Consider the following 25282-nt stretch of genomic DNA (forward strand, 5'->3'; position numbering starts at 1 on the left):
AGCCCCCTGCCCGCCCACCCCACCCCTCACCCCCTCGCCGACTTGCCTCAGACGCACCGCTGCGGCGTCACCAGCGGTGCGTTTGAGGCAAGTCGGTGGACCCCGGGGTGCACCGAATCGGACATTCTGCCCAGGCTGCTGCCCGAAAGGGCAGGTCCGGCGCGGTGTTCGGCCGTTACCGTCGAACGATGAGCCGGCTGCACCATCCGGTCACCCGGGGTCCCGAGCGGAACGCCACCGGGGAGCCGGCGCCCGCCCGTACGCCCGGTCCGCCGCACCGCGTGCTGGCCCTGCAGCGCACCGTCGGCAATCGCGCGACGGTGTCCGTCATGCGGGTCGGCGGGTGGGACGACGCCCTGCCGGGATCGGGCAACAAGGCCGAGTCGACCACCACCGACGCGGCGACGGCCAACGCGGTCCGCCGGATCCCGGTCACGGGCATCCCTGGCGCGGCCACCGATCGCGCGATCGTCTACCTGCCCGCGTCGCTGCCGCCGGGCGGTGGCCCGATCGACGTGCTGCTGCACCTGCACGGGCATCCCGCCGGCGGACCGGGCGGGTACCTGGGCGGCAAGTCCGACACCGACGGCGCCCAGGCCGACGACATCGACGAGTACCGCATCGGGGCCCAACTGGCCGCGGCCGGCCGGCCGATGGTGGCGATCCTGCCGCAGGGCGTCGGCAAGTCCGACTTCGGCGCGGGGTCGGCCCGCGCGTTCGACGCCGACAGCTACATCCGATCCACCTTCGACCGGTTGGGCGCGCTCGGGGCCTGGACGGCCAAGACCGCACCCACCCCCGGTCCGGTGGTCTTGTCGGGACACAGCGGCGCGGACAACCCGATCTCCACCATGCTGTCCGGCCCCCTGGGCCCGAAGAAGCTGCAGGCCTTGTTCCTGTTCGACACCATGTACCCGGGCGCCGGTTTCGTGGAGAAGATCTGGGCCTACGTCAAGGATCGGCTCGACGGCGAGCTGGCCGACCTGACGGCGATCCGGGAGGGTGGCGCCGAGCAGGACGCGGACGCCGCCCGCGGTGAGGCCGGGCCGCGGGCCGCATCATCGGCCGCCGTCCTGGAAGCGATGCTGGACTACGTGACCAGGCAGGGCTTCCGGCTGTTCAACGTGCACGGCGGCAGCACCTACAAGCCGCAGTCCGAGCAACTCGACCAGAACATCACGACGTGGTTCCACCAGCGGCAGGTCCGGCAGCTGGTCGGCGGCCCGGGCGCACCCGTCCACGACGCCTGGCGCGGCAACCTGGAGATCTTCCGCTCGGCCGATCGCGCCAAGGGCGTGCACATGCGGATCCTGCGCTACGGCGACCACCTCAAGCGCGCCGTCGACCTGCTGCCCCAGCGGGTCGCGGTCGACGCCACCCCCGTCCGGCCAGTGACGGTGTCCCGCGTGCCCGACAAGCCGGCCGAGCAGGCGCCCGCCAAGACCCCGGATCAGCTGATCGCCGAGGCCACCGACCGCATCCACACGTCACTGCTGGCCGCCGCGGCGCCGTTCGTCGGCACCGCGAATGCCGCCGACATCCCGGGGATGTTGACCATGCAGCTGATCGCCGGAGCCAAGGATCCGCGTAAGCGGCTCAAGGCGGGCAACCCGATGCTGCCCCTGTACGACGCGCTCTGGAGCCCGGCCGTGGTCGCCGATCTGGCGACGGTGGACGACCCGGTGGCCGACAAGGCCGCCAAGAAGAGGCCGAAAAAGGCCGAGGAACGGCGACGGGCGATCCTGGCCGGGCTGCTGACCGCCCTGCTGCCCAGTGCGGCATCCGGGGCGGCGGTGACCGCCCCGGCCAAGCCCCTGGATCGCGCGGCCGAGCTCGCCACCGAGAAGTCGCTGGTGTCCTCCACCGTGCTCGGCCTGACCACCGACAAGTCCTGGGAGAAGGTCCGGATCGCCGTCATCGTGAAGTTCGGCGGCCTGGTCGACGGTCCCCGGGTGGCGATCGAACGGGCCAACGCCTACTACGGCAGCCTGGTCACCCCCACGTTCGCCGGCTATTCCGGATCGACCGTCGTGCATCCCCACCTGCAGGCCGCGCTGGTCCGGGCCGATGCCCACCTCACCAAGCACCTGGCCCTGCTGCCCAAGGACGAGAAGGACGCGATCACCGCCGCGGTCAAAAAGATGTGGAGCACGGTCATCCGGCCGAACCAGAACGCCCGGCACAAACTGTCCGACCACAGCTTCGGCTGGGCCATCGACCTCGACGCGGCCCGGAACCCGAACATCGGCAAGGGCGCCGGCTTGGCCGCGGTGGCGGCGGTGACCGGGACGAATCCCCGATCCGCCAGCACCGCCGGCAAGTCCGCGGACCAGGTGCAGACGGTGGCCACCGACCTGCGCCGGGTCAGCCGGGAGTACGTGGCCGCCATGTCCAGCGACACCACCATTGCCCCCGTCCTGCTGCGGCTGGCCAACGACGGCCGCAGCGCGGCCAAGCTGCCGGCCCTGGCCACCGGGGTCGGCGCGAGCCTGGTCGCCGCGGTCAAGCAGGGCAAGGCCGCCGATCGGGCGACCGCCCTGCGGGAGGCGGTGTGGCCCGAGGGCAAGGATCTGCCGGCGACCTCCCCGGGCAAGGGAAAGAAGCCGGTCAAGCCCGCACCCCCGGCCGGGCTGGCCGCCGCGATCGAGATCCTGCAGACCGTCGGCACCGCCTACCGCACCTCGTTCGGCAAGAAGGGTGCCCGGGTGGCGGCCAAGACCGAGGGCACCGCCGGCTCGGTCGCCGCCCACGGCTTCGTCAACCTGCCGCCGGCCCTGGTCGCCGCGCTGACCGGGTCCGACGCCGGCGGGCTGACCTGGCTGGGCACGGCCAACCAGGACTTTATGCACTTCGAGCTGGCCAAGGAACCCGCCCTGTACTGATCGGCCGGCCGACCACCAGTGGCTGGAGCCGCCGAGGGGACTTGAACCCCTAACCGCCCGATTACAAGTCGGGTGCGCTACCAATTGCGCCACGGCGGCCTGCGCCGGCCGGGGCCGGCGCGCTGGCCAGCCTATCCGGCGCGGGCCGGGGCTTACGAACTCCAGGTCAGGCGCAGCACGTCATCGCTGACCGACCGCACCTGCAGGCCGATGGTCTGGCCGGCCACCTGCGCGGTCAGCCGATCCGGGTCGGCCGGATCGGCCTGCCAGGTGCCGGGCTCGGCCATCGGGCGATCGCCACGGCCGGGCACCAGATAGTCCAGTTGGCCGTCCCGGTGAAAGCTCAGGCCCTCGCGGCCCCGGGCCGGCGGGAACGGGTAATCGTCCGGGCGGTAGACCCGGACGTCCCCGCGTTCCTCTTCGTGCGAACGCATCCAGACCCGGTCGACGAACGGCTTCACCCCCCGATTATGGCCCGCCGGCGGCCCGACCAGCCCGGGGTCGCTCAGCCGGCGGTGGGAACCGGCAGGCCGGCGCCCAGACCGGAGCGGGACAGTTGCAGGGCCGCGTGCATCCGCTCGACCTGCTGCTGGCTGAACATGAACATGCTGTCGTCGTCGACGTAGTCCATGTAGTTCATGAACATGTCCCCGTTCGGCGCGGCCGGGCACGAGACCTTGGGGAAGCGCGGCTTGCCGGAGTTGGGGCCGAGCTGATTCGGGGTGTCGCCGACGAAGTCCGTGTCGTCACAGGTCGGGACCCGGGCCTCGCCCCAGATGTGGGACAGATTCAGGTAGTGGCCGATCTCGTGGGTGGCGGTGCGCCCCAGGTCGAACGGGGCCTTCGCCGAGCCCCGACGGCCGAAGGCGGCCGTGGCGATGACGACGCCGTCGGTGGCCGGGTCACCCCCCGGGAACTGCGCGTAGCCCAGGACACCGCCGCGCAGTCCACAGACCCACAGGTTCAGGTAGCGCGTGGTGTCCCAGGCGTCCGCGCCGCCGGACGAACGCTTCTTCATGGTGTCGTCCACGCCGAAGTCGACCGCGGCCGTGCGGGTCCGGGTGATGCCGGTGGTCGGCTGACCGGCCGGGTCCTGGGTAGCCAGATGGAACGACAGGCCGGGCCGGCCGACCAACTGGGCGAACGGGGCCGGCACCTTGCTCAGATCGGCGTTGGTCCCCGCGTAGTCCTCGTTGAGCACCTCGATCTGCGAGGCGACCTGCGCGTCGCTGATGGTGGTCGCGTCCGAGTGGTCGAGCACGTGCACGACGACCGGGATGTCCGTCGGGTAGTCCGACGGAGCCCCCTGGCGCAGCGCCCGGGTCTGGCTCTCCAGCTGAGCCTGGTTGACCCGCAGCTGCGGGAACAGGTCGACCTGCCGAAAGTAGTTCTGCACCGCACCGCAACTGCGCGCCATGACGTGCTCCCCTCGAACGACCCGGCCTCGGCGACGCGGGTGTGGCTGTCCACCCAGAAGGATGGGCCGGCGTGGCACCGAATACCCGAATTCATGACAAAACCGGCCAACTCACCCGTTCGGCCGCCAGCTCCTGACGAGTACCCCGCCGGACCGACCGCTACCGTCGAACGATGCCATCCCGGTCCGACAGCGACGGCACCGTGCGCGCGCCGCACGGTCTGGTCTGCTCGGTCGACGCCCGGGCGTCGGCGGCCGGGGTCGCCGTGCTGGACCGCGGCGGCACCGCGGTGGATGCCGCGATCGCCACCAACGCGGTGCTGACCGTCACCGCCCAGCACCTGTGCGGGCTCGGCGGCGACCTGTTCGCGCTGGTCCACGACGGCACCGGGCCGCCACGGGCCCTGGCCGCCGTGGGCCCGGCCGGTTCGGGCGCCGACCCAGCCGTCCTACGGGCGCAGGGCCACCGGCAGCTGCCGCGGCGTGGGGACATCCGGGTGGTCACCGTTCCCGGGTGCGTCGACGGCTGGCTGGCGCTGCATCGACGGTTCGGCCGGTTGCCTCTGCCCGAGCTGCTGGCCCCGGCCCGGGAGCTGGCCGCGGACGGCTTCGCCGTCTCCCCGTCGCTGGCCGCGGCCGCCGTGCGGATCGCCGGCACGCCCGGCGCCGACGACTACGCCCGGCCGGGCGGGCTGACCGCCGGCGACCGGGTCCGCCGGCGGATGGTCGCCGCCACCCTGGACGCGATCGCCGCCGACGGCCGGGCCGGTTTCTACGGCGGCCGGTTCGGCGCCGGTCTGATCGAGCTGGGCGCGGGGTTGTTCACCGACACCGACCTGGCCCGTCAGGTGGCCCGGTGGGTGGAGCCGATCTCGGCCGCCGCCTGGGGGCACCGGGTGTGGACGACCCCGCCGCCCTCGCAGGGGTATCTCATCCCGGCCGCGGCCTGGATCGCCGACGGGCTGCCCCTGCCCGACGACCCGGCCGATCCCGGCTGGCCCCACCTGCTGGCCGAGGCAGCCCGCTGGGCCGGATACGACCGGCCGGCCCAGTTGCACGAGCACGCCGACGGGGCCGCCCTGGTCGCCGAGGGGCGGCTGGCCCCACGCCGGTCGGCGATCGACCCGCAACGCCGGACCGGCCCCGCCGCCCCGGGCGCGGCCGGCGGCACGACCTACCTGTGCGCCGTCGACGGCGATGGCATGGGGGTCTCGCTGATCAACTCGAACGCGGCCGGCTGGGGTGCCCACCTGGTCGTGCCCGGCACCGGGGTCTTCCTGCAGAACCGCGGCCTGGGCTTTTCCCTGGAACCCGGTCACCCGGCCGAGTACGGGCCCGGCCGGCGTCCCCCGCACACGCTGGCCCCGGCCCTGGTCACCGGCCCGACCGGCGATCTACGGGCCGTGCTCGGCACCATGGGCGGCGACAGCCAGCCGCAGATCGTGCTGCAGCTGCTGGCCCGGCTGCTGCCCGGCGGGCAGAGCCCGGGGCAGGCGGTGGCGGCGGCCCGCTGGTTCCTCGGCGACGGCGGCTTCGACTCCTGGACCACCGACGACGACGTGATCTCGCTGGAGCAGGGCGCCCCGGCGGCATGGGCCGAGGGCCTGGCCGCCCGCGGTCACGCCGTGCGGGCCGGCGCCGGCCCGGCCGGCCATGCGCACGCCATCATCCGAGCGCTGGACGGGGAGTGGGCCGGCGCGGCCGACCCGCGGGCGGCCGGTTCCCTGGCCGCGGGCCGCGCCTGAGCCGGCGCCGGGCCCCCCGGCCGGCACACCGCTCCGCCTCCAGGAACGCCGATCAGCCGCCGGCCGGCACCTCGGCCGCCGGGGCGGCGGCCGCGTCCATCGTCGCCGGCGCGGTGCTGGCGGCGGCCGGAGCCGGCGAGCAGATCACGTTCTGCTGACCGTTGTAGACCGTGGTGAAGTCCTCCCGGCGGATCTCGTTGCCGGCCAGGTCCTTGATGATCCGGGTGTTGACAATGCTGAACCCGGTACTGCCGCCGGAGGGGGTGCAGGCGGTGCCGTACGGCTTCACGATCACCGGCGCCGAGGTGTAGTTGAACCGGTCTGAGCTGACCGACTCGACCTGGACGTGCTTGGTGCCCCAGAGCCGCACGGTGATGTCGGACGGGGTCCAAATCGTCTCGATCAGCACCCCGGTGTCGTAGTCGTTGGAGAAGGCCAGCTCGATCTCGCCGTCGAAGACGGTCGCCTCGCGACCGGCCGGGTACCGGCTGATGTAGAAGGAATGCGGGGTGTGGGTGACATCGCCCATCCCGGCGAAGTACGCGGCGTTGTAGGTGGTCGTCGCGAACTGGCTGATCCCACCGCCGACGGCGGTGGACAGCGCGCCCTCCTGGATGATCGCGGCCGGGACGTAGCCCTGTTCGGTCCCGCGCGGACCGGTGAACTCGTTCAGACCGAAGGTGGCCCCCGGCATCACCAGGGCCCCGTTGACCTTCTCGGCGACCACCCGGATGTTCTCACCGGACGCGGCGGCGAAGCCGCCGGTGGTGAACTCGCCGATGACCTCCTTGATGCCCAGCGCGTTGGCCTGCTCGGTGCTGAACGCCGGGTCGCTGAGCTGGTAGGCCAGCTCCACGGTGCGGTTCGGGGTGGTGACGGCCGCGGCCACCGCGGCCTCGGTGGCCGCCGCGTCCAGTGCGCGGCCCGCCGCGCTCGGTTCGACGACCGGCGCCCCGTCCCGGATGACGACCTTGGCGTCCACCGGCGCGCTCTGGGTGGCCTCGACCGCCGGCCGCACCGCGTCCAGCACGGCCGCGGGGTCGACGGCCACGACGAAGCCGTCGGCGCTGTCCGGGGTGATGGTGGTGGCCGCACCGAGCTCGACGGCCCCGACCTCGACGGTCGCGCCGCCACCGGTCAGGGTCAGCGGCGCGGAGACGATGGTGGCGGCCTGGGCCGCGGCCCGCTCGGTGCCCTCGACCGAGGCGCGGACCGGCGCGGCGGACACCGGCAGGACCAGCCCGCCGAGGCCGCCGGGGCCGCCGGAGATCCAGGCCGCGGAGATCGATTCGACCGATCCGGCCACGTCGAGGCTGCGGCCGATGACCGGCTGCACCGTGGTCACCTGGCCGTTGTCGATGGCGACCGATCCCTCGACCGGCGCCAGGTCGGTGCTGGTGGCGATGCCCTGCACGACCGCGGTCAGCGCCGTCTCGTCGACGCCGTCGGTGAGCGGCTGCTCGATGGAGGTGAAGAACGAAGAGAGCCGGACGAACGGGTTCGCCGACCGGGTGCCCAACGCCTGGACGGTGGCGGCCACATCGGTGCTCAGCCCGGCCTGGGTCGGGTCGATCTGGGTGGCCACCCCGTGCACGTCGACCACGACGGGCGCCGAGTACTCCGGCAGGGCCTGCTCGGTCAGCGCCGCAGCGGCTTGTTCCGGGGTCAGGCCGCCGACCGCGACCCCGGCGACCGAGGTGTTGCGCTCGATCGTGCCGGAGGTCATCAGCAGATCCACCAGGTAGACCGCGGCGAGCACCGCGACGACGCCGCCGACCACGCTGGCGATGATCTTGTTGCGGCGGGCGGAATCGACGCCGGAGCCGTTCTCGGGCGCCGGGGCGGCCGCGACGGGCAGGGCCACCGTGTCCGCTGACTCGTTCGATGAGGCCGGTGGGGTCGATGGGGTCGATGGGGCGGACGACGCGGGCGGGGCGGTGGACTCGTCTGTCATGCCGAACGCTCGATCACTGCTGGTGGGTGTCCTTCCTGATGCGCCGGCCGCGGGGAGCGGGGACGGGCCCGTCAGGGCCACGGTCTCATGGACGCCCAGGAATAGGCAGTGGATGGGCCAGGATCACAGCTTCACCCGAACGGGTCACTGCGACCCGGTGCATTGATCGGACCCGTGCAGTGTCGGACCGGTGCATTGATCGGACCGGTGCACTATTGGACCGGTGCACTATCGGACGCGGCGGCCGGTCACGGCCGGACCGCGGGGCCGCCGGGTCAGGATCCGGTGGCGACGGTGGCGGTCTGCGGCCGGGCGCTGCGGCTGCTGGTCATCAGCAGCCGCCGGCACTCGTCGGGGCGCACGTTCATCAGGGCGGCCAGCGCGTGGATCGCGCCGTCGTCCAGCGTCATGGTCGAGGACGAGTTGGCCCGCAGCTCGAACCACCGCTTGACCACCGCGAGCCGGGGGTCGGAGCTGGCCATGACCTCTTGCACGTCGACGGCGATGGATCCGGTGCCGAACGGCGAGGGGCGGGTGGCGACGTTGCGCTCCGCGGCGGACAGCAGGGTGCCCAGGTCCTCGCCCAGGGCACCGGCGATCACCCAGAGCACGTCGACCCGCAGGGACCGGTGCCCGGTCTCGTAGTTGGCCAGCGCGGCCTTGCTGACCAGGCCGTTGGTGCGCTGCGCGACCTCGGCTTGGGTGAGCTTCTGCCGGCGGCGCGACTCACGCATCACGCGGCACACCGCAGCGGCGAAGGCCTGCTGCGACCGTGAATCGTAAGCCTGCGACACCGGGACTCCTCTGGTCGATCGATGCGGCGGACACGGACGGCCCCCGCCAAAACCACGACAACGAGGCGTCACTCTCCGTGTTGCTTCACGTTCTGTGTAGGCATCCGGTGGACCAAATGGGCTACACAAATGCGAGATCGGCACGTCGTCTCATCATTTCTACCACAGAGTAACTGCCGATACACCCTTTTGGCCCATCCGTGTGAACCGTCCATCACAAGGATGGTCGGCTTGGTGGTCGAAAACAAGGGTCGACTGCAGAATTGGCCGCCTCGACGGGGTCATCGGCTCAGGTATTCACCCATCGGGGTGTGCCCCCAGTGCGCAGGGACGCCACTAACGGTGGCATCGCCGTCTCGATCAGGTGAAAAGAGACTTGCCGAACCAGTCGCCCGGCGCGCTGACTCCCGGCGGGCAGCCCCACAGGCCGCCGCCGATGTGGGCGATGTACTCGTTGAGCAGATCGCTCTTGCCCAGCCGGGTCTGCAGCACCTTGAACTGGGTCTGCGGGTCCCGCTGGTAGGCGATGAAGAACAGGCCGGCGGCGAGCTTGCCGGTGGCCGGGTCCTGGCCGTCGGTGTAGTTGTAGCCGCGACGCAGGATGGTCAGGCCGTTGTTCTGCTCCGGCGAGGCCAGCCGGATGTGGGCGTCGATGTCGATCACCGGCTGACCGTTGTCGCCGAGCTTGGCGTAGTCGGGCGCGGTGAACTCGTCACCCCCGGTCAGCGGCGCCCCAGTGTCCTTGAACCGGGCGAAGATCTTCTCCTGGTCCTCCAGGGGATCGGTGTCCCAGGACTCGATCTCCATCCGGATCTTGCGGGCGACCAGGTAGGAGCCGCCCCGCATCCACTCGTGCTCGGGGGCCAGGGACGCGCCGTTCGCGCCCACCCACACGTGCGCGTCCAGGGTCGCGGTGTCGTCGGCCCGCACGTTGCGGGTGCCGTCCTTGAAGCCCATCAGGTTGCGCGGGGTGACCTGCTGCGACCCGGTCGAGGACGCCCGCCCGAAGCCCAGCTGCGACCAGCGCAGGGTGGCGGTGCCGCGGGCCGCCCGGGCCAGGTTGCGGATGGCGTGGAAGACCACCTGGGGATCGTCCGCGCAGGCCTGCACGCACAGGTCGCCGTCGGACAGCTCGGCCCGCATCACCGCGTCACCGGGAATGGTGCCGAAGGCGGTCAGCTCGGGCGGCATCCGGTCGGCCAGCCCGAAGCGGTCGTCGAACAGGCTGGGGCCGAAGCCGACGGTGATGGTCAGCGAGTGCGCGCCCAGATCCATCGCCTCGCCGGTGTCGAACGGCGGCTGGGCCGGCTTGGTCGGCGAGTCGCTGACCTGCTTGCCCTGCGTCATCCGCGCGGCCATCGCCGCCCACCGGCCGAGCATCCGCTTGAGTTCCTCGACGTCGGTGGTGCTCACGTCGAAGGCGGCGAACATCAGCCGCTCCTGCTGCGGGGTGACGATCCCGGCCTGCCGCGCTCCGTAGAACGGGACGATCGCGTTGGCCTGCGCATCGGGGTCGGTCGAGGCTGCGCCGGTCGAGCCGGGGTCGGTCGACGCGGCGTTGGCCTCGGTCGCAGCCCGGATGCCGTACCCGGTCGCCACCCCGACGCCGACCCCGACGCCGGCGGCCACGCCCAGGCCGGCGGCCCCGGTGAAGAACCGCCGACGTGAGGTGCCCTGCTCGGTCATGCCTGTCTCGCCCGTCCGTGTCCTAGTTGGTGATCTTCTGCGCGACTGCCGACAGCGGCTCCTGCACCACCAGCAGCGCGGCGACCAGCGCCTTCTTGTCGGCGTCGGTCAGCTTGTCGTAGGAGACCCACCCGCTGGGCGAGGTCGGGTCCTTGTACGTGGCCAGCTTGGTGGTCAGCGCGTCGAAGGCCGCCGAGATCTGCGGCACGATCGTCGGGTCGATCTGGTTCAGGGCCGGCTTGAGCGTCGCGAACGCCTGCAACGATCCTTCCACGTTGGCCTCGAAGTCCAGCAGGTCGATCTTGGAGTACGCCTCCTCCTCGCCGGTGATCTTCGAGGCCAGCACCTCGTCCAGCAGGGTGGCCGCGCCGTTGGCGACCTCGAAGGCCTGGTAGCCACCGTCGGTGCCGGCGTTGGTCGCCGCCGACAGCTTCTGCGCCTGGGTCTGCAGGCTGGTGATGTCGACGATCAGCTGGTCGGCCAGGTCGCCCAGCCCCTCGGTGCTCTGCCGCTCGAACAGGCCCTGCTCGATCGGGTGGAAACCGGTCCAGGTGGTGCCCTGCTCGACGTCACCGACGCGCAGGTCGATGGCCGGGTCCAGGTCCGGGAAGGACTCGGCGACCGGCTCGATGCGCTCGTAGAACGGCCGGGCCTTGATGTAGGCGGCCTGCGCGGCGGCCACGTCGCCGGCGTGGATCGCGGCGGCCATCTCCTGCACCGGGACCAGCAGGAACGTGATCTGGTCGTCGACGTAGGCGGCGTAGTCCTTGGTCGCCTGGTCCAGCAGTGCGGCCAGGTCGGAGTCCTGGGCGGCCGCCTGCCCGGTCACCGTGAACGTGCTGCGCTCGGTGCTGGCCCCCGGGCAGTAGATCTCGAAGGTGCCGCCGTCCAGGCGGGCCGAGAACGTGCTGTCGAAACCGGGCGCCAGGTTCTCCCGCTCGCCGACGATGCGCTGATCGGCGACCAGTTCGACCTCGGTGACGCCCACGGCGTCGACGTTGGTGACCACGAAGGTCACCTGCCCGGCCGGCACGCTGTTCGGGCTGGCCACGCAGCCGTCCGCGTCGGTGACGGTGACGGTGACCTGGCCGGGCTGGGCCGATCCGGAGACTGACGCCGAGCCCGACGCCGCCGAACCGGTGGCCGCCGCATCGGAGGCCGACGCGGTCGTCGTGCCGCCGGACGACGCGGTCGTGGTCCCGGAGCCGCACGCGGTCAGGGTCAGGGCACCGGCCGTGAGCAGCGCGGCCGGCCAGAGCCGGCGGGTCCGGATGGACATGGGTTCTCCCGAAAGGTCATGGACAGGGGTCAGGACGGACAGGCCGATCGACAGTGATCGACAGGGGTCGGTGGTGATCAGGTGGGCTGGGCCCGGTGCGCCGCCGGACCGGTGCGGCTAGGGACGGCGCGGTGGAACGGATCCGGCCAGCGACTGCTGGGGGCGGTCGGCCGGCGTCGCGGCCTGCGGTGACCGGTCGACCGGTGGTTGCGTCGCGGGGGTGGTCGCAGGAGTGGTCGCGGGGATGGTCGCTGACGGCCCGCGGGGCCGGGCGAGCAGCTTGGGCAGCCCGAACGCCAGCAGCACCAGGGCGAAGGCCACCAGCAGCCCCGGGATGACCCGGCCGACGACCTGGTTGATGTCCCGGCTGTGTTCGAACTCGGCCACCTGGGCCAGGGCCGGGGCGAGCGCCGCGGGCGGCGTGCTTAGCGTGGTGTCTCCGATCGCCCCGACCTGGACCGGAGCTCGGTCGGCCACGGCCACCTGCACGGTGCGGACCAGCCGGACGTCGACCCCGACGACGATGCCCGACTCGGCATCGGCGGTGACCGTGGGCGTCACGGTGTCGGTGTAGGACGCGGTGTAGGTGGTGCCGCTGGTCCCTGAGCGGATGCCGACGGGCAACCGCCCGCCGTTGAGCGCGGCCAACTGATCGGCCGTCAGGGTGGTGGACAGGCCGGCGGCGGCCGGATCGGGTGTCGAGCTCAGCGGGGTGCCGGCGAAAGTGGTGGCCGTCACCGAGGTCCCGTTCGCCAGCACGACCGCGGCGTGTCCGGTGGCCGTGAGCACGCTGGAGCCGCTGGTGCTGACGCCGCCGACCTGGACCGACAGCGTCGCCGGGGTGCCGGCCGACCCGCCGCCCAGGGCATCGAACGCCGCCTGCACGGTGGCCGTGCCGGTCGCCGAGCCGCCCGCCTCGACCAGCGTGAAGGGTCCCTGCACGTCGGTCCGCGGGGCGGGCACCGACGGCGCGGCCAGGGCCAGCCCGCCGGCCACGACCAGGGCGGCGGCGGCCGAACCGAGAAGGATCTTGCCCAGCGCACGGGGCGCGGGCGTGCGCTTGGGCGGCCACAGCACGACCAGCAGCATCGGCACGGCGTACAGCAGGTAGGCGATGACCTCGACCACCGGCAACGTCGAGCGGATGCCGAGCATGCCGGTCAGCAGCGACTCCTGCACCGAACCCGGCCGGGCCAGCGCGGTCAGGTCCAGCGCCTGCTGCTGGCCCACGGTCAGCCAGCCGGCCTCGTAGGCGGCCCGCAGGGTGCTCATCACCAGACCGGCGGCGACCAGCACCAGCACGGCGCCGGTGATGCGGAAGAACCGGGACAGGTTCAGCTTGATCCCGCCGCGGTAGACCAGGTAGCCCAGGACGACCGCGACGGCCACGCCGAGCACGACGCCGATCCCGGCCTGGATGGGCGAGATCGCGGACTGGAAGGCCGCCAGCAGGAAGACCGCGGTCTCGAAGCCTTCCCGGAACACGGCCAGGAAGGCCATGACGATCAGCGCGCCCGCCGAACCCCGGGCCAGCGCGCTGCCGGCCGCGCCCTGCAGGCTGCTGCGCAGGTCCCGGGAATGCTTGCGCATCCACAGGATCATGTACGTGATCATCAGCACGGCGATGCCGGCGACGACGCACTCGAGCATCTCCTGCTGCTGCTGCGGCAACTCCGAGCGCAGCAGCTGCAGCAGGACGCCGACCCCGAGGCAGATGGCGACGGCGATGCCCACGCCGATCCACATCTGACGGATCGTGTCGGCCCGATTACTCTGCTTGAGGAAGGCCGCGATGATGCCGACGATCAGGGCAGCCTCGAGTCCTTCGCGCAGACCGATGACGAACGTCGCAAGCATGCCCACCTCCTGACTCGGGCCCACCGACTGGCCCGGCCGCGTCGCGACCAGCACCCGGGCCGAGCCATTTGGTTAGCCTGCCCTAGCCAGGCACCTTACATCCGATTCCCGGGAATACCGCACGGGTCAAAGGTCCCAATCCGGCCGTGCGATCTTCGCCGCGTCATTTCGTACGCTGTTCCGATGACCATCCGCCCCATCGTGATCTGCGGCGAGCCGGTGTTGCACCGGCCGACCCGCCCGGTCACCGAGTTCGGCACGCCCGAGCTCAACACGCTGATCCAGGACATGTTCGAGACCAACGAGGCCGCGCACGGCGCGGGCCTGGCGGCCAACCAGATCGGCGACGACCGGCGGTTGTTCATCTACGACTGCCCCGACCAGGGATCACGGCGGCGCGGCTACATCATCAATCCGACGATCGAGACCTCGCCGATCCCGACGAACATGCCCGATCCGGATGACGACTCCGAGGGTTGCCTGTCCGTGCCCGGCGAGAACTTCCCCACCGGTCGGGCCGACTGGGCCCGGGTGAAGGGCTTCGACTCCGATGGCGAACCGATCGAGGTGGAAGGCACCGGTTTCTTCGCCCGCTGCCTGCAGCACGAGACCGACCACCTGGACGGCCACCTCTACATCGACCGGCTGATCGGCAAGAACCAGAAGCGGGCCTTCAAGGCGGTGCGCGAGAACGGGTGGGGCGTCCCCGGGCTGACCTGGATGCCGGGCAAGGACCCCGATCCGTTCGGGCACTGACCGCCCGGAGACCGGCCGAGTGCCGGCCGGTCCCGGATCCTCGCTCCGACAAGCATGTGACCATCCGCCCACCGATGGCGTGAACAAGGGTGGATAGGGTGGGAACTGTGCAGACCGTGAACACCTTGACCTCCCCCGTGACGTCCGGCCCGATCCTGCACATCCCCGCGGCCCGGAGCGGCCGGTGAGCGCACCCACCGCGGCCGACGACCTGAGCGAGGAACGCCGCGACGCGAGTGCCCGCAACGGGCACGCCCACGGCGCCGACCGCGCGAACGGGTCCCGAGACGAAGGCCCGGACGGCGACGAGGGCCTGGACGACGGCGAGGCACTGAGCAGCGCCCAGGCCCAGATGGTCGTGGTCGCCAACCGGCTGCCCTTCGACATCGAGAAGCTGCCCGACGGCAGCACCCGCGCCCGGCAGGCCCCCGGCGGGCTGGTCACCGCGCTGGCCCCCATCTTGTCCCGGCGGCAGGGCGCGTGGATCGGCTGGCCGGGCTCCCCCGACGTCGAGCTGGAGCCGACGTCCACCGACGGGCTGAGCCTGCACCCGGTCACCCTGACCGCGGACGAGGTCGACAACTACTACGAGGGGTTCTCCAACGAGACCCTGTGGCCGCTCTACCACGACGCCGTCGTCGAATCGCGATTCCACCGCGAATGGTGGGAGGCCTACCAGAAGGTCAACGAGCGGTTCGCCCAGGCCGCCGCCGATCTGGCCGCCCCCGGCGCCACCGTCTGGGTGCACGACTACCAGCTGCAGCTGGTGCCGCAGTTCCTGCGGCGGCTGCGCCCGGACGTGCGGATCGGCTTCTTTTTGCACATCCCGTTCCCGCCGGTCGAGCTGTTCATGCGGCTGCCGTGGCGGGTGCAGATCATCAACGGGCTGCTGGGCGCGGACCTCATCGGCTTCCAGCTCCCCGGCGGCGCCCGCAACTTCGCCCGCCTGGCCAAGTCGCTGACCGGCGCCGTCACCACCGGCGGCACCATCGAGCACGAGGGCCGGCAGATCCGGGCCGCCGCCTACCCGATCGCCATCGACTCGGCCGCGCAGTCCGCGCTGGCCGCCACCCCCAAGGTGCACGAGGCGGCCAAGGCTCTGCGGGCGGATCTGGGCGACCCCAAGAAGATCATCCTGGGCGTCGACCGGCTGGACTACACCAAGGGCATCGACGTGCGGCTGCGCGCATTCGGCGAGCTGCTCAAGGAGGACGACCCGGCGGTCCAGGACGCCGTCATGGTGCAGATCGCCACCCCCAGCCGGGAGCGGCTGGGCTCCTACCGGCGGATGCGTGAGCAGATCGAGCAGCAGGTCGGCGCCCTCAACGGCGACTACGGCCGGATCGGCCGGCCGGCCGTGCACTACCTGCACCAGTCGCTGCCCCGCGAGGAGCTGGCTGCGTTCTACGTGGCCGCCGATGTGATGACGGTGACGCCGTTCCGGGACGGAATGAACCTGGTCGCCAAGGAGTACGTGGCCTGCCGGGTCGACGGCGGCGGTGTGCTGCTGCTCTCGGAGTTCACCGGTGCGGCCAAGGAGTTGCGGGCCGGCCTGCTGGTCAACCCGTACGACACCGACGGGGTCAAGCGGCATCTGCGGGAGGCGCTGACCATGCCATCGGTGGAGGCCCGCCGGCGGATGCGCTCGCTGCGCCGCCAGGTGCTGACCCATGACGTCGATCGGTGGGCCGCGGCCTTCCTGTCGGCTCTGGAGCACACCCGCGATCACCTGGCCGACGCGATGCACCGGCTGCCCAGCGAGGTGGTGGCCAAGCTGCACCAGATCGCCGAGACCCAGCGGCTGCTGGTGGCCACCGACTTCGACGGCTGCCTCGCGCCGATCGTCGACGACCCGGCCACCGCCCGGCCGCTGCCGGAGTCGATGGAAGCCCTGCAAACCATGACGGCCACCCCCGGCACCGTGGTCGCGGTGGTCTCCGGCCGGGCGCTGTCCGACCTGGAGATGCTGCTCGGCCCGGCCGAGCGGATCCATCTGGTCGGCAGCCACGGCGCCGAGACCTCGGCCGAGGACCGCGAAGAGACCTCGCTGCTCAGCCCGGACGACGCCAAGCGACTGGGCCGGCTGCGGTTGGAGCTGCAGCAGATCACGGCCGAATACCCCAAGGTCCGCCTGGAGCTCAAGCCGACCGGGATCGCCGTGCACCTGCGCGGCATGGACGCCCAGGACGCGGCCGCCGTCACCGCCTCGGTCGAGGAGAACCCGGCGACCTGGCCGGGCGTGCACCTGCTGCGCGGCAAGAAGGTCCTCGAGCTGACCGTGGTGACCACCAACAAGGGCCGCGCGCTCAAGGCCCTGATGAAGGCGAACCACTGCACGGCCACCGTCTTCATCGGCGACGACATCACCGACGAGAACGCGTTCGGCGTGCTGGAGGACGGGGACGTCGGCATCAAGGTCGGCCCCGGCCGGACGGTGGCCGACGCCCGGATCGCCGATCCGGGCCGGGTCGCCGACGTGCTCAACGTGCTCGCCGACAGCCGGCGCCGGGTGATCAAGAAGCGCTCCCAGCACGCCGCGGGCACGTCCGGACCGGTGGCCAAGGACCAGCAGCCCCCCGCGTCCTGACCGAACAACCGGCCGGTCGGCCGGCCCCGCCGCCGTCACGGGTCGAACCCGGCGATGGCGGCGGTCAGCTCGTCGGTCATCGACGCCCCGCTGTGCCCGCTGTCGGCCAGCACCACCAGGCGGCTGGCCGGCCAGCGCCGGTGCAGTTCCCAGGCCGCCGACAGCGGGCCGCTGACGTCGTACCGGCCGTGGATCAGCACGCCGGGCAGGTCGGTGATCGTGGCCATCGCGCCGAGCACGCCGTCCGGGGGCAGGAAGCAGTCGTTGGCCCAGTAGTGGATGACCAGGGTGGCGAACTGGGCGCGGAACTGCGGGTCGGCGAACGCCGCGGACGGGGCCCAGTCCGGGGCCAGCGAAACGTGCACGTCCTCCCAGGCGCACCAGGCCGCCGCCGCGGCCGCCCGCACCTCCGGGTCGGGGTCGGTGATCCGCTCCCGGTAGGCGTCCAGGACCCGCTGGCCGGGCCGTCGCCCGGATGCGGCGGCGAACTCGTCCCACTCCCGCGGGAACACGTGCCGCATCGACTCGGTGATCCATTCCAGGTACTCCCGGCCGCCCGTGGTGACCGCGGCCAGGACCAGCCCGGACACCCGGTCGGGGTGCCGCTGCGCGTAGGCCAGGGCCAGGGTGACGCCCCACGACCCGCCGACCACCAGCCAGCGGTCGATGCCCAGGTGGACCCGCAACGTTTCGATGTCCTGGATCAGTTGGTCGGTGGTGTTGCCGGCCAGCGAGGCCAGGTCCTGGTGGGCCAGCGGCCGGCTACGTCCGCATCCGCGCTGGTCCAGGTACACCACACGCCAGCGGTCCGGGTCGAACCGCCGCCGGTATCCGCCGGACATCGGCGCGCCCGGGCCGCCGTGCAGGAACAGGGCCGGCCGGCCACGCGGGTTCCCCGAGCACTCCCAGTACAGCTGCGCACCGTGCGCGGCCGGCAGCAGACCGGTCGCGTACGGCTCGATCGGCGTGCTCACGGTCAGTCGGCCGGCGGCCGATGGCAGACGGCCTCGACGTTGTTGCCGTCCGGGTCGCGGACGAACACGCCGTAGTAGTTCGGGTGGTACTCCGGCCAGACCCGCGGTGCGTGCAGGATCTCCCGGCCCAACCCGACGGCGACCCGGTGCACCTCGTCGACGACCTCGCGGCTGCCCGCGGTGAACGCGACGTGCGACTGCCGGCCGCCGGGATCGGTCGCCTCGCTCAGCCAGAAATACGGATGCTCAGACGGGCCGTAGCCGACGGCCACCCCGTAATCCATGACCCGGCCGTATCCCAGCGGGGCGAAGAACGCGTCGTACCAGGCCGTCGCCGCGGCCAGGTCATCGGACTGCAACCCGAAGTGATCGATCATGACCCGCACTCTGCCACCGGGGTCTGACAGCGGCCCCCTTCCGACCCCTACCCAGAGTTGATCATGGACAGATTGCCGTTTTCAGTCCTCCGAAGCGGCACTCTGTCCATGATCAACAGCCGAGGCACGGTCGGGGGTGGGGCGGTCGGCGGCGCGGGGTGGGGCGGTGTCGCCGAAGAACAGCTGCAGCCAGTGCGCCTGCGGATCGATGTCCACCAGCATGCCCTTGACCAGCAGGCTGGCCGGGATGGCCAGGATCGCGCCGAGCGGCCCGAGAATGTAGGTCCAGACGATCAGCGACAGGAAGCTCACCGTGGTGGTCAGCCCGACGGCGTCGCCGACGAACTTGGGCTGCAGCACCGACTGGATGACGAAGTTGAGCCCGCAGTAGATCACCACGACGGCGATCGCCAGGCCTGGACCGCCCTGCAGCAGGCCCAGGATGGCCGGCGGGATCAGGCTGATGATGAACCCCACGTTGGGGATGTAGTTGGTGACGAAGGCCAGCAGGCCCCAGACGAACGCGGCGGGAATGCCCAGCAGGTACAGCGCCGCGGTGTCCAGCACGGCGACGATCCCGCCGAACACGCTGGCCACCCAGAAGTACTGCCGGGTGTTCGCGGCAATCGTGCGCAGCCCGTCCAGGGCGACCTCGTGCCCGGAGCGCAGCTTGGCCATCCGGGCCGGGAACACCGCGGCATCGACGGCCAGGAAGATCAGCAGCACCATCGCCAGCAGCAGCACCGACAGCGCGCTGCTCAGGCCGGATAGCAGCGACTGGGCGAAGCCGGCGATCGTGCTCGGGTCCAGGCTGGACAGGGCCGACTGGATGTCCGCCTCGCTCAGGCCCAGCCCGGCCAACCACGACTGCAGCCCGGCCAGCGCCTGCGACCACTGCGCGGAGTACTGCGGGATCAGCGCGACGAACGCGACGATGCCCAGCACGGTCGCCACCACCAGGCCGACGATGATGAACAGCGCGGTCAGGAATGCCGCCCCGGTGGCCACCCACTGCGGCGCGCGCCGGCGCACCAGGGCCCCGCGGATCGGGTCGACCAGGATGGTCAGCACCAGGGCCAGGAACACCGGGCCGATGATGTTCGGGATCGCCCGCATGCCGGCCACGACGACTACGATCGCGGCCGTCACCAGCACGATGACCAAGCCGCGCGGCAATCCCCCGAACCGGCCGGGCCGGGCGGCCGGGGCCGGATCCGCCGGGCGGCCCGCCGCCGCATCGGCCGGTGGGGCCGCGGCGTCGGCCGGTGGTTCGTCGTTCCGTCGTGCGTGCGCCATGTCGTCCGTCCGCCCGTCGCAGGGGTGCCATCGGGCATCAGCCTGCCCTGTCCGGGCCACCGGCGAGCGCAGGCTCAGCGACGAGTCACCGCAGGTCGGGCGGGGCGGTGCGGGTCCGGGCCGGTCAGTGCCGGGGCGGCGCGGTGGTGCGGCCGGGCAGGAAGCGGGTCGGCAGCACGATCCGCCGGCCGGCCGCCTTGCGGGCCGGGCTCAGCAACATCCGGCCGGCGTTGCGGCCCTTGTCCACGACCGGCTGCTCGACCGTGGTCAGGCCGAAGTCGACGGCCGTCTTGACGCCGTCGAACCCGGTCACCGACACGTCCTCGGGCACCCGCTGGTGCCGCCTGGTCAGCTCGGTGATGGCGCCCAGGGCCAGCACGTCGGAGGTGGCGATCAGGGCGGTGATGCCGGGATCGAGCGCGAGCACCTCGGCGGCGGCCGACTGCCCGGCCTCGACAGTGTGCTCGAACCGCTCGACGACCGGGATGCGGTCCCAGGCCACCCCGGCGGCGTTGCACGCGTCGCGCAGCCCGAGCAGCCGGTTGCGTTGCACGTGGTAGCGAGCACTTTGCTGGCGTTCGATCGGCACCGGGCCATCCATCCGGGCCCGCCCCAGCCGCATGCAGATCACGCCGATGCGATGGTGGCCCAGCGACAGCAGATGCTCGGCGACCTGGCGGATGGCCGCCTTGTCGTCGATGCCCACGGAGTCGGTGCCGGAGATGCTCGGCTGATCGCAGATCACCGACGGCACCGGACGGGCCAGCGCGGCGGTCAGGTGCGGGTCGTCGTCGGGCATCGAATAGACCACGAACCCGTCGACCGCGGCCCGGGTGACCCCGGCGATGTCCTCAGATCCGGGGCGGGCGGGCACCAGCAGCAGGCCGACCTGGGCCTCGTCGCACTCCAGGGTCAGGCCCTCCAGGAAGGCGACAGCCCCCGGGTCCCGGATCGCGTAGGAGGCCTGTTCGGCCAGCAGTAGCCCGACGGCCCCGGCCTTGCGCGTGCGCAGGGAACGGGCCATCGGGTCCGGGCCGGGATAGCCCATCCGGCGGGCCGCCTCCATCACCCGGGAGCGCAGCTGCGGCGACAGCTGATCGGGGCGGTTGTAGGCGTTGGACACGGTGGTTCGGGACACACCCAACTCGGCGGCGAGCGACGCGAGCGTCGCCGGCGGCCTTGTCCGGGAGGGTCGGTCCATCAGGCACACGGTATCGCGTCCGCGCAGGTTGGACGGTATCCGCCCCGGCGCGCAGCGTGATCGTGATCGTGACGAACACCTCGCTTCATCCCCTGAACGCCACTGGCCGGCCTTCGTTCCGCCACCGGGGGGCCACCTGACCAACACCAGACCGCCGGCCAACCGCCACCCGCTCGCCGCCCGGCCGCTCCTGGCCGTCCCCGATCACCCGGCTCCAGGAAGTCGGGAAAACGTTTTCCAGACCCCTTCCCAAGGCTGGTTCGCTCCGTTAGGGTCGGGACCGACAGCCTCAGCGACCGGTTCGCGCGGTGACGGAAACCGACGACGGAACCGATGGAAGGACGTGACGATTCATGGCCGACGTCAAGTACGACGGAGCGTCCCGGGTCTACCCGGGTAGCCCGCCGGTGCGCGCGGTGGACACCCTGAACCTGGAGATCCCGGACGGCGAGTTTCTCGTCCTGGTCGGTCCCTCGGGCTCGGGCAAGTCCACGGCGCTGCGCATGCTCGCCGGCCTGGAGGACGTCAACGAGGGCCGCATCCTGATCGGCGGCCGCGACGTCACCCACGTCCCGCCGAAGAGCCGGGACATCGCCATGGTGTTCCAGTCCTACGCGCTGTACCCGCACATGACCGTGGCCGAGAACATGGGCTTCGCGCTCAAGCTGCGCGGCGTGAACAAGACCGAGATCGCCGAGAAGGTCAAGGAGGCCGCCGGCCTGCTGGATCTGGAGAAGTACCTGGACCGCAAGCCCAAGGCCCTCTCCGGTGGCCAGCGCCAGCGCGTGGCCATGGGCCGCGCCATCGTCCGCGAGCCGTCCGTGTTCCTCATGGACGAGCCGCTGTCCAACCTGGACGCCAAGCTCCGGGTGGAGACCCGCGCCAACATCGCCGAGCTGCAGTCCCGGCTGGGCACCACGACCGTCTACGTCACCCACGACCAGGTCGAGGCCATGACCATGGGCCACCGGGTGGCGGTGCTCAAGGACGGCATCCTGAACCAGGTCGACACCCCGCGGACCCTGTACGACAAGCCGGTCAACGTCTTCGTCGCCGGGTTCATGGGCTCTCCCGCGATGAACCTGCTGACCGTGCCGCTGGTCGGCGACGGGGCCCAGCTGGGTGACGCGACCTTCGCGCTGCCCCGCAGCGTGCTGTCCGAGGCGTCCGCCGCGGGCCTCAAGGAGGTCACCTTCGGTGTCCGTCCGGAGAACATCACGCTCGCCGACAAGGGCATCCCGGTCACCATCGACCTGGTCGAGGAACTCGGCGCCGACGCCTTCGTGCACGGCCACACCCCGGACGGCAACCGCCTGGTGATCCGCGCCGACGCGCGGATCCACCCGTCGCAGGGATCGACCGTCTACGCCCTGCCGACCGACGCCGACCACTGCCACGTGTTCGACCCGAACACCGGCATCCGGTTCAAGTCCTCGGACGCGGTCCCGGCCGACGCCGCCAACAGCAGCATCACCCTCGGCAAGAGCTGACGCTCCCCCGATCGACGGGGCGGCTGTGCACCAGCGCAGTCGCCCCGTTTGCCGTATGCCGGCGGCGTCAGACCCGACCGGCACCGACCGGCGCCGCCGGGGCGGCCCCGACCGACCGGCGCGACCAACCGCGCCGGGTCCGGGCCGACCCGAGCAGCCGGCAGACCACCCAGATCGCGAACGAGATGGTGGTGATGTAGGGGCTGATCGGGATGCTGCCGCCCAGGGCGAGCAGGATGCCGCCGACGGTGGAGACCATCGCGAACACCACCGAGAGCACGGGCACCCACACCGCGGACGCGGTCACCCGCATCGCCGCGGCGGCCGGGGTGACCAGCAATGAGAGCACCAGCAGGGCGCCGACCACCTGAATGGCCATGGCCACGGTCAGGCCGAGCATCAGCATGAACACCGGGGACAGGGCCCGCACCGGGACCCCGCGGGCGGCGGCGATGTCCGGGTCGACCGAGGCGAACATCAGCGGCCGCCACACGACGGCCAGGGCCGCCAGCACCAGCAGCGAGATCCCGCCCAGCCAGTACAGCTGCGGGTCGTCGACGGCCACGATCTGCCCGGTGAGCAGGCCGAACTTGTTGGCCGACCGGCCCGGGTACAGGGACAGGAACAGCACGCCCAGACCGAGCCCGAACGGCATCAACACGCCGATGATCGAGGACCGCTCCCGGGCCTTGACCCCCAGCACCCCGATGACCACCGCGGCCAGCAGCGATCCCATGATCGAGCCGACGACCACGTTCATGCCGACCAGCAGCGCGAACGAGGCCCCGGCAAAGGACAGCTCGCTGATCCCGTGCACCGCGAACGTCAGGTCCCGCATCATCACGAAGACGCCGATCAGCCCGCCGACCAGGCCCAGGATGGCCCCGGCCAGGATCGAGTTGTGCAGCAGGGCCAGCAGCTCGCCGTAGTCGTCGAAGTTGAAGATCTTGTCCCAGATGCTCATCGCCATTCGCCGCCCAGCTCGGTCGCGGCGTGGTCGTCGTGCGACTGGTGACCGACCGCCTCGGTGGAGGACACCACGATGATCCGGCCCTGCGCCCGCAGCACGTCCACCGGCGCGCCGTAAAGCTCGGACAGGCCAGCCGAGGTGAGCACCTCGTCGGGGCGGCCGAGCCGAAAGGACCCGCCGGCCAGGTACAGCACCTGGTCGACGTAAGGCAGCACCGGATTGATGTCGTGCGTGACGAACAGCACCGCCGTACCCCGCAGCCGGCGTTGCGCATCGATCAGGGCGGCGATGTCCTGCTGATGGCGAAGGTCCAGGGCGGCCAGCGGCTCGTCGCACAGCAGCAGCACCGGGTCGCTGGCCAGGGCGGCGGCCACCCGGATGCGCTGCAACTCGCCGCCGGAAAGCATCGAGACGGGGGCGTCGCCGAACTCGCCGGCGCCCACCGACTCCAGCAGCTCGTCGATGCGGCTGCGGATCCGGCGCCGGCGCGCGCCCACGGCGACGGGCAGCCCCCACCGGTGCCCGTCCAGGCCCATCCGGACCACGTCGCGGGCCTTGATCATGGTGGCCGCGTCGATGGCGATCTTCTGCGGCACGTATCCGACGTCGGTGCTGCCCCGGCCGAGCGGGCGGCCGCTGATCGCGCCCGACCCGCTGGTCAGGGCCACCTCGCCGAGAATGGTGCGCAGCAGGCTGGTCTTGCCCGAACCGTTCGAGCCGAGCACGGCGACGAACTCGCCGCGGGCGATCGACAGGTCCAGGTGCGTCCACAGCGTCCGGCGGCCGAACCCCAGACCGGCGTCGCGCAGCTGCAACGCGGGCGGGTCGTTCGCCGGGGCGGCCGGCCCGGCCGGAGCCGGCCGGACCGCCGCCGGCGCGGGCGCGGTCGCCGGCTCGGTCATCCGCCCAGCGCCTGAGTCAGCGCCTGGATGTTGGACTTCATCCACGACAGGTAATCCTGCCTGTCCGGCAGGGTTTCGGTGACCGGAACCGTCGGGACGCCGTTGGTCTTCGCCGCCTCGAGCACCTGCTCGGTCTGCGGGCCGGTGGTCTGCTCGTTGTAGGCGAGCAGCTTGACCTGCTGGCCGGTGAACAACGCGAGCGTCTCGTTCATGACGCTGGCCGGGACGTCCGTCTCATTCTCGATCGCCTCACTGAACTCGGGCGGGGTGACGTTCTTCAGACCGGCGGTCTCCAGCAGGTAGACCGGAACCGGTTCGGTGATGGCGACGGGCGCACCGTCATGGCCGGCCTTGATCGCTTCGGCCTGGGTGATCAGGTCGTTGACCGCCTGGTCGAAGGTGGCCGAATTCGCCTGGTAGGTGCTGGCGTTGGCCGGATCGATGGTCGCCAGTTCGCCGGCGATCGCGTCGGCGACCTTGATGGTCCCCGGCAGGTCGTACCAGACGTGCTCGTTGAGCTCGCCGTCCTGAGGGGTCACGCCGGAGGCGTCGACCGCGGTGATGACGGGCGCCTGGGTGCCCGCCGAGGCCACCATGGTCTGCATGAAGTCGTCGTAGCCGCCGCCGTTCTCCACGATCAGCTGCGCCGACGAGAGCGCCAGCTGGTTGCGCGGGGACGACTGGAAGGAGTGCGGGTCGGCGTTGGGGTCGCTGATGATCGAGGTGACCTCGACGCGGTCACCGCCGATCTGCTTGACCACGTCGCCCCAGACGTTGGTGGCGGCGACGACCTTGACCGTGCCGCCCGCGGCCCCGGCCGACCCGCTGGCGGCGGTGCTGCCGGCGGCGCCGGTGCTGCCACCGGAGCAGGCCACCAGCGTGAGGGCGAGCGCGCCGCCCGCGACCGCCACACCCAGGCGACGCCGAACCCTGAAACCGTTAACCATTCTGAGAATCACTCTCGACAGAGTAGTGACTCTTCCGCCGCCCGCCAAACTCCCCCCACCTCCCGCGCGGATCATCAACGCCGGCGCGGCTCAAGTCATTGACTCGCGTCCCACCCGTCACATCCGGTGCGAGTTGATCCGCGCAGGTGTCCACACCAGGTGTCCACC

The 25282-nt window shown here is 71.7% G+C and carries 19 protein-coding genes and 1 tRNA gene; 5 read left to right on the forward strand and 15 right to left on the reverse strand.

Annotated elements, in window-relative coordinates; translation table 11 throughout:
* Positions 1-188: 188 nt before the first annotated feature.
* A complete protein-coding gene (locus tag NAMU_RS24320) occupies positions 189-2882 on the forward strand; it encodes a hypothetical protein (protein ID WP_015749988.1) in 2694 nt (897 codons plus the stop codon).
* A gap of 23 nt (positions 2883-2905) precedes the next feature.
* Here the strand turns inward: NAMU_RS24320 and NAMU_RS24325 are convergent.
* The 3 genes from NAMU_RS24325 to NAMU_RS24335 all read right to left on the reverse strand — a co-directional run bounded on the left by NAMU_RS24325 (position 2906) and on the right by NAMU_RS24335 (position 4299).
* Positions 2906-2981, reverse strand: a tRNA-Thr gene (locus NAMU_RS24325).
* A 53-nt stretch (positions 2982-3034) separates the two neighbouring features.
* Positions 3035-3343 carry a hypothetical protein gene (locus NAMU_RS24330; RefSeq protein ID WP_015749989.1) on the reverse strand — a complete coding sequence of 103 codons (309 nt, stop codon included), beginning with the start codon at positions 3341-3343 and terminating at the stop codon, positions 3035-3037.
* Between the two features lie 44 nt (positions 3344-3387).
* Complete coding sequence (locus NAMU_RS24335; RefSeq protein WP_015749990.1) at positions 3388-4299, reverse strand: zinc metalloprotease; 912 nt, start codon at positions 4297-4299, stop codon at positions 3388-3390.
* Between the two features lie 173 nt (positions 4300-4472).
* Here NAMU_RS24335 and NAMU_RS24340 point away from each other — a divergent pair, with 173 nt between their 5' ends.
* Complete coding sequence (locus NAMU_RS24340; RefSeq protein WP_015749991.1) at positions 4473-6044, forward strand: gamma-glutamyltransferase family protein; 1572 nt, start codon at positions 4473-4475, stop codon at positions 6042-6044.
* Between the two features lie 52 nt (positions 6045-6096).
* Here NAMU_RS24340 and NAMU_RS24345 read toward each other — a convergent pair whose 3' ends face one another.
* The 5 genes from NAMU_RS24345 to efeU form a co-directional block, all read right to left on the reverse strand.
* Positions 6097-7908 (reverse strand): VanW family protein, encoded by a 1812-nt coding sequence (locus NAMU_RS24345; protein ID WP_052308071.1) that lies wholly within the window; start codon positions 7906-7908, stop codon positions 6097-6099.
* Between the two features lie 365 nt (positions 7909-8273).
* Positions 8274-8792, reverse strand: coding sequence for a helix-turn-helix domain-containing protein (locus NAMU_RS24350; protein WP_015749993.1), 519 nt, complete (start codon positions 8790-8792; stop codon positions 8274-8276).
* Positions 8793-9152: 360 nt separating this feature from the next.
* On the reverse strand, positions 9153-10478 hold the full coding sequence (gene efeB, locus NAMU_RS24355) for an iron uptake transporter deferrochelatase/peroxidase subunit (RefSeq protein ID WP_015749994.1): 1326 nt from the start codon (positions 10476-10478) through the stop codon (positions 9153-9155).
* 22 nt (positions 10479-10500) lie between these two features.
* Positions 10501-11757 (reverse strand): iron uptake system protein EfeO, encoded by a 1257-nt coding sequence (gene efeO / locus NAMU_RS24360; RefSeq protein ID WP_015749995.1) that lies wholly within the window; start codon positions 11755-11757, stop codon positions 10501-10503.
* Between the two features lie 117 nt (positions 11758-11874).
* Entirely contained in the window at positions 11875-13614 is a 1740-nt protein-coding gene (gene efeU, locus NAMU_RS30705; protein ID WP_015749996.1) for an iron uptake transporter permease EfeU, read from the reverse strand.
* 183 nt (positions 13615-13797) lie between these two features.
* Between efeU and NAMU_RS24370 the strand changes: the two genes are divergently transcribed.
* Entirely contained in the window at positions 13798-14370 is a 573-nt protein-coding gene (locus NAMU_RS24370) for a peptide deformylase (protein ID WP_015749997.1), read from the forward strand.
* Positions 14371-14722: 352 nt separating this feature from the next.
* Positions 14723-16957, forward strand: coding sequence for a bifunctional alpha,alpha-trehalose-phosphate synthase (UDP-forming)/trehalose-phosphatase (locus tag NAMU_RS28705; RefSeq protein ID WP_015749998.1), 2235 nt, complete (start codon positions 14723-14725; stop codon positions 16955-16957).
* A gap of 35 nt (positions 16958-16992) precedes the next feature.
* Here the strand turns inward: NAMU_RS28705 and pip are convergent, their stop codons facing one another.
* From pip to NAMU_RS24395, 4 genes are all read right to left on the reverse strand, one after another.
* Positions 16993-17931 carry a prolyl aminopeptidase gene (gene pip / locus NAMU_RS24380; RefSeq protein WP_015749999.1) on the reverse strand — a complete coding sequence of 313 codons (939 nt, stop codon included), beginning with the start codon at positions 17929-17931 and terminating at the stop codon, positions 16993-16995.
* 2 nt (positions 17932-17933) lie between these two features.
* Positions 17934-18308: a VOC family protein gene (locus NAMU_RS24385; protein WP_015750000.1), complete on the reverse strand. Its 375-nt coding sequence runs from the start codon at positions 18306-18308 to the stop codon at positions 17934-17936.
* An 81-nt stretch (positions 18309-18389) separates the two neighbouring features.
* A complete protein-coding gene (locus NAMU_RS24390) occupies positions 18390-19604 on the reverse strand; it encodes an AI-2E family transporter (RefSeq protein ID WP_138180457.1) in 1215 nt (404 codons plus the stop codon).
* Positions 19605-19728: 124 nt separating this feature from the next.
* Positions 19729-20805 carry a LacI family DNA-binding transcriptional regulator gene (locus tag NAMU_RS24395; RefSeq protein WP_015750002.1) on the reverse strand — a complete coding sequence of 359 codons (1077 nt, stop codon included), beginning with the start codon at positions 20803-20805 and terminating at the stop codon, positions 19729-19731.
* Positions 20806-21158: 353 nt separating this feature from the next.
* Here NAMU_RS24395 and NAMU_RS24400 point away from each other — a divergent pair, with 353 nt between their 5' ends.
* The gene (locus NAMU_RS24400; protein ID WP_015750003.1) at positions 21159-22295 is read left to right on the forward strand and encodes an ABC transporter ATP-binding protein; all 1137 of its coding nucleotides are present in this window, start codon (positions 21159-21161) and stop codon (positions 22293-22295) included.
* Positions 22296-22362: 67 nt separating this feature from the next.
* On the opposite strand, the gene NAMU_RS24405 is transcribed toward NAMU_RS24400, so the two are convergent.
* Genes NAMU_RS24405 through NAMU_RS24415 form a run of 3 tightly spaced genes read right to left on the reverse strand, consistent with a single transcriptional unit; the run spans position 22363 to position 25114 of the window.
* A complete protein-coding gene (locus NAMU_RS24405; RefSeq protein ID WP_015750004.1) occupies positions 22363-23259 on the reverse strand; it encodes a metal ABC transporter permease in 897 nt (298 codons plus the stop codon).
* Complete coding sequence (locus NAMU_RS24410; RefSeq protein ID WP_015750005.1) at positions 23256-24167, reverse strand: metal ABC transporter ATP-binding protein; 912 nt, start codon at positions 24165-24167, stop codon at positions 23256-23258. Before NAMU_RS24410 ends, NAMU_RS24405 begins: the two co-directional genes overlap by 4 nt.
* Positions 24164-25114 (reverse strand): metal ABC transporter solute-binding protein, Zn/Mn family, encoded by a 951-nt coding sequence (locus NAMU_RS24415; RefSeq protein ID WP_015750006.1) that lies wholly within the window; start codon positions 25112-25114, stop codon positions 24164-24166. Before NAMU_RS24415 ends, NAMU_RS24410 begins: the two co-directional genes overlap by 4 nt.
* Positions 25115-25282: the final 168 nt, after the last annotated feature.

The sequence above is a fragment of the Nakamurella multipartita DSM 44233 genome (assembly GCF_000024365.1).
GTDB lineage: Bacteria > Actinomycetota > Actinomycetes > Mycobacteriales > Nakamurellaceae > Nakamurella > Nakamurella multipartita.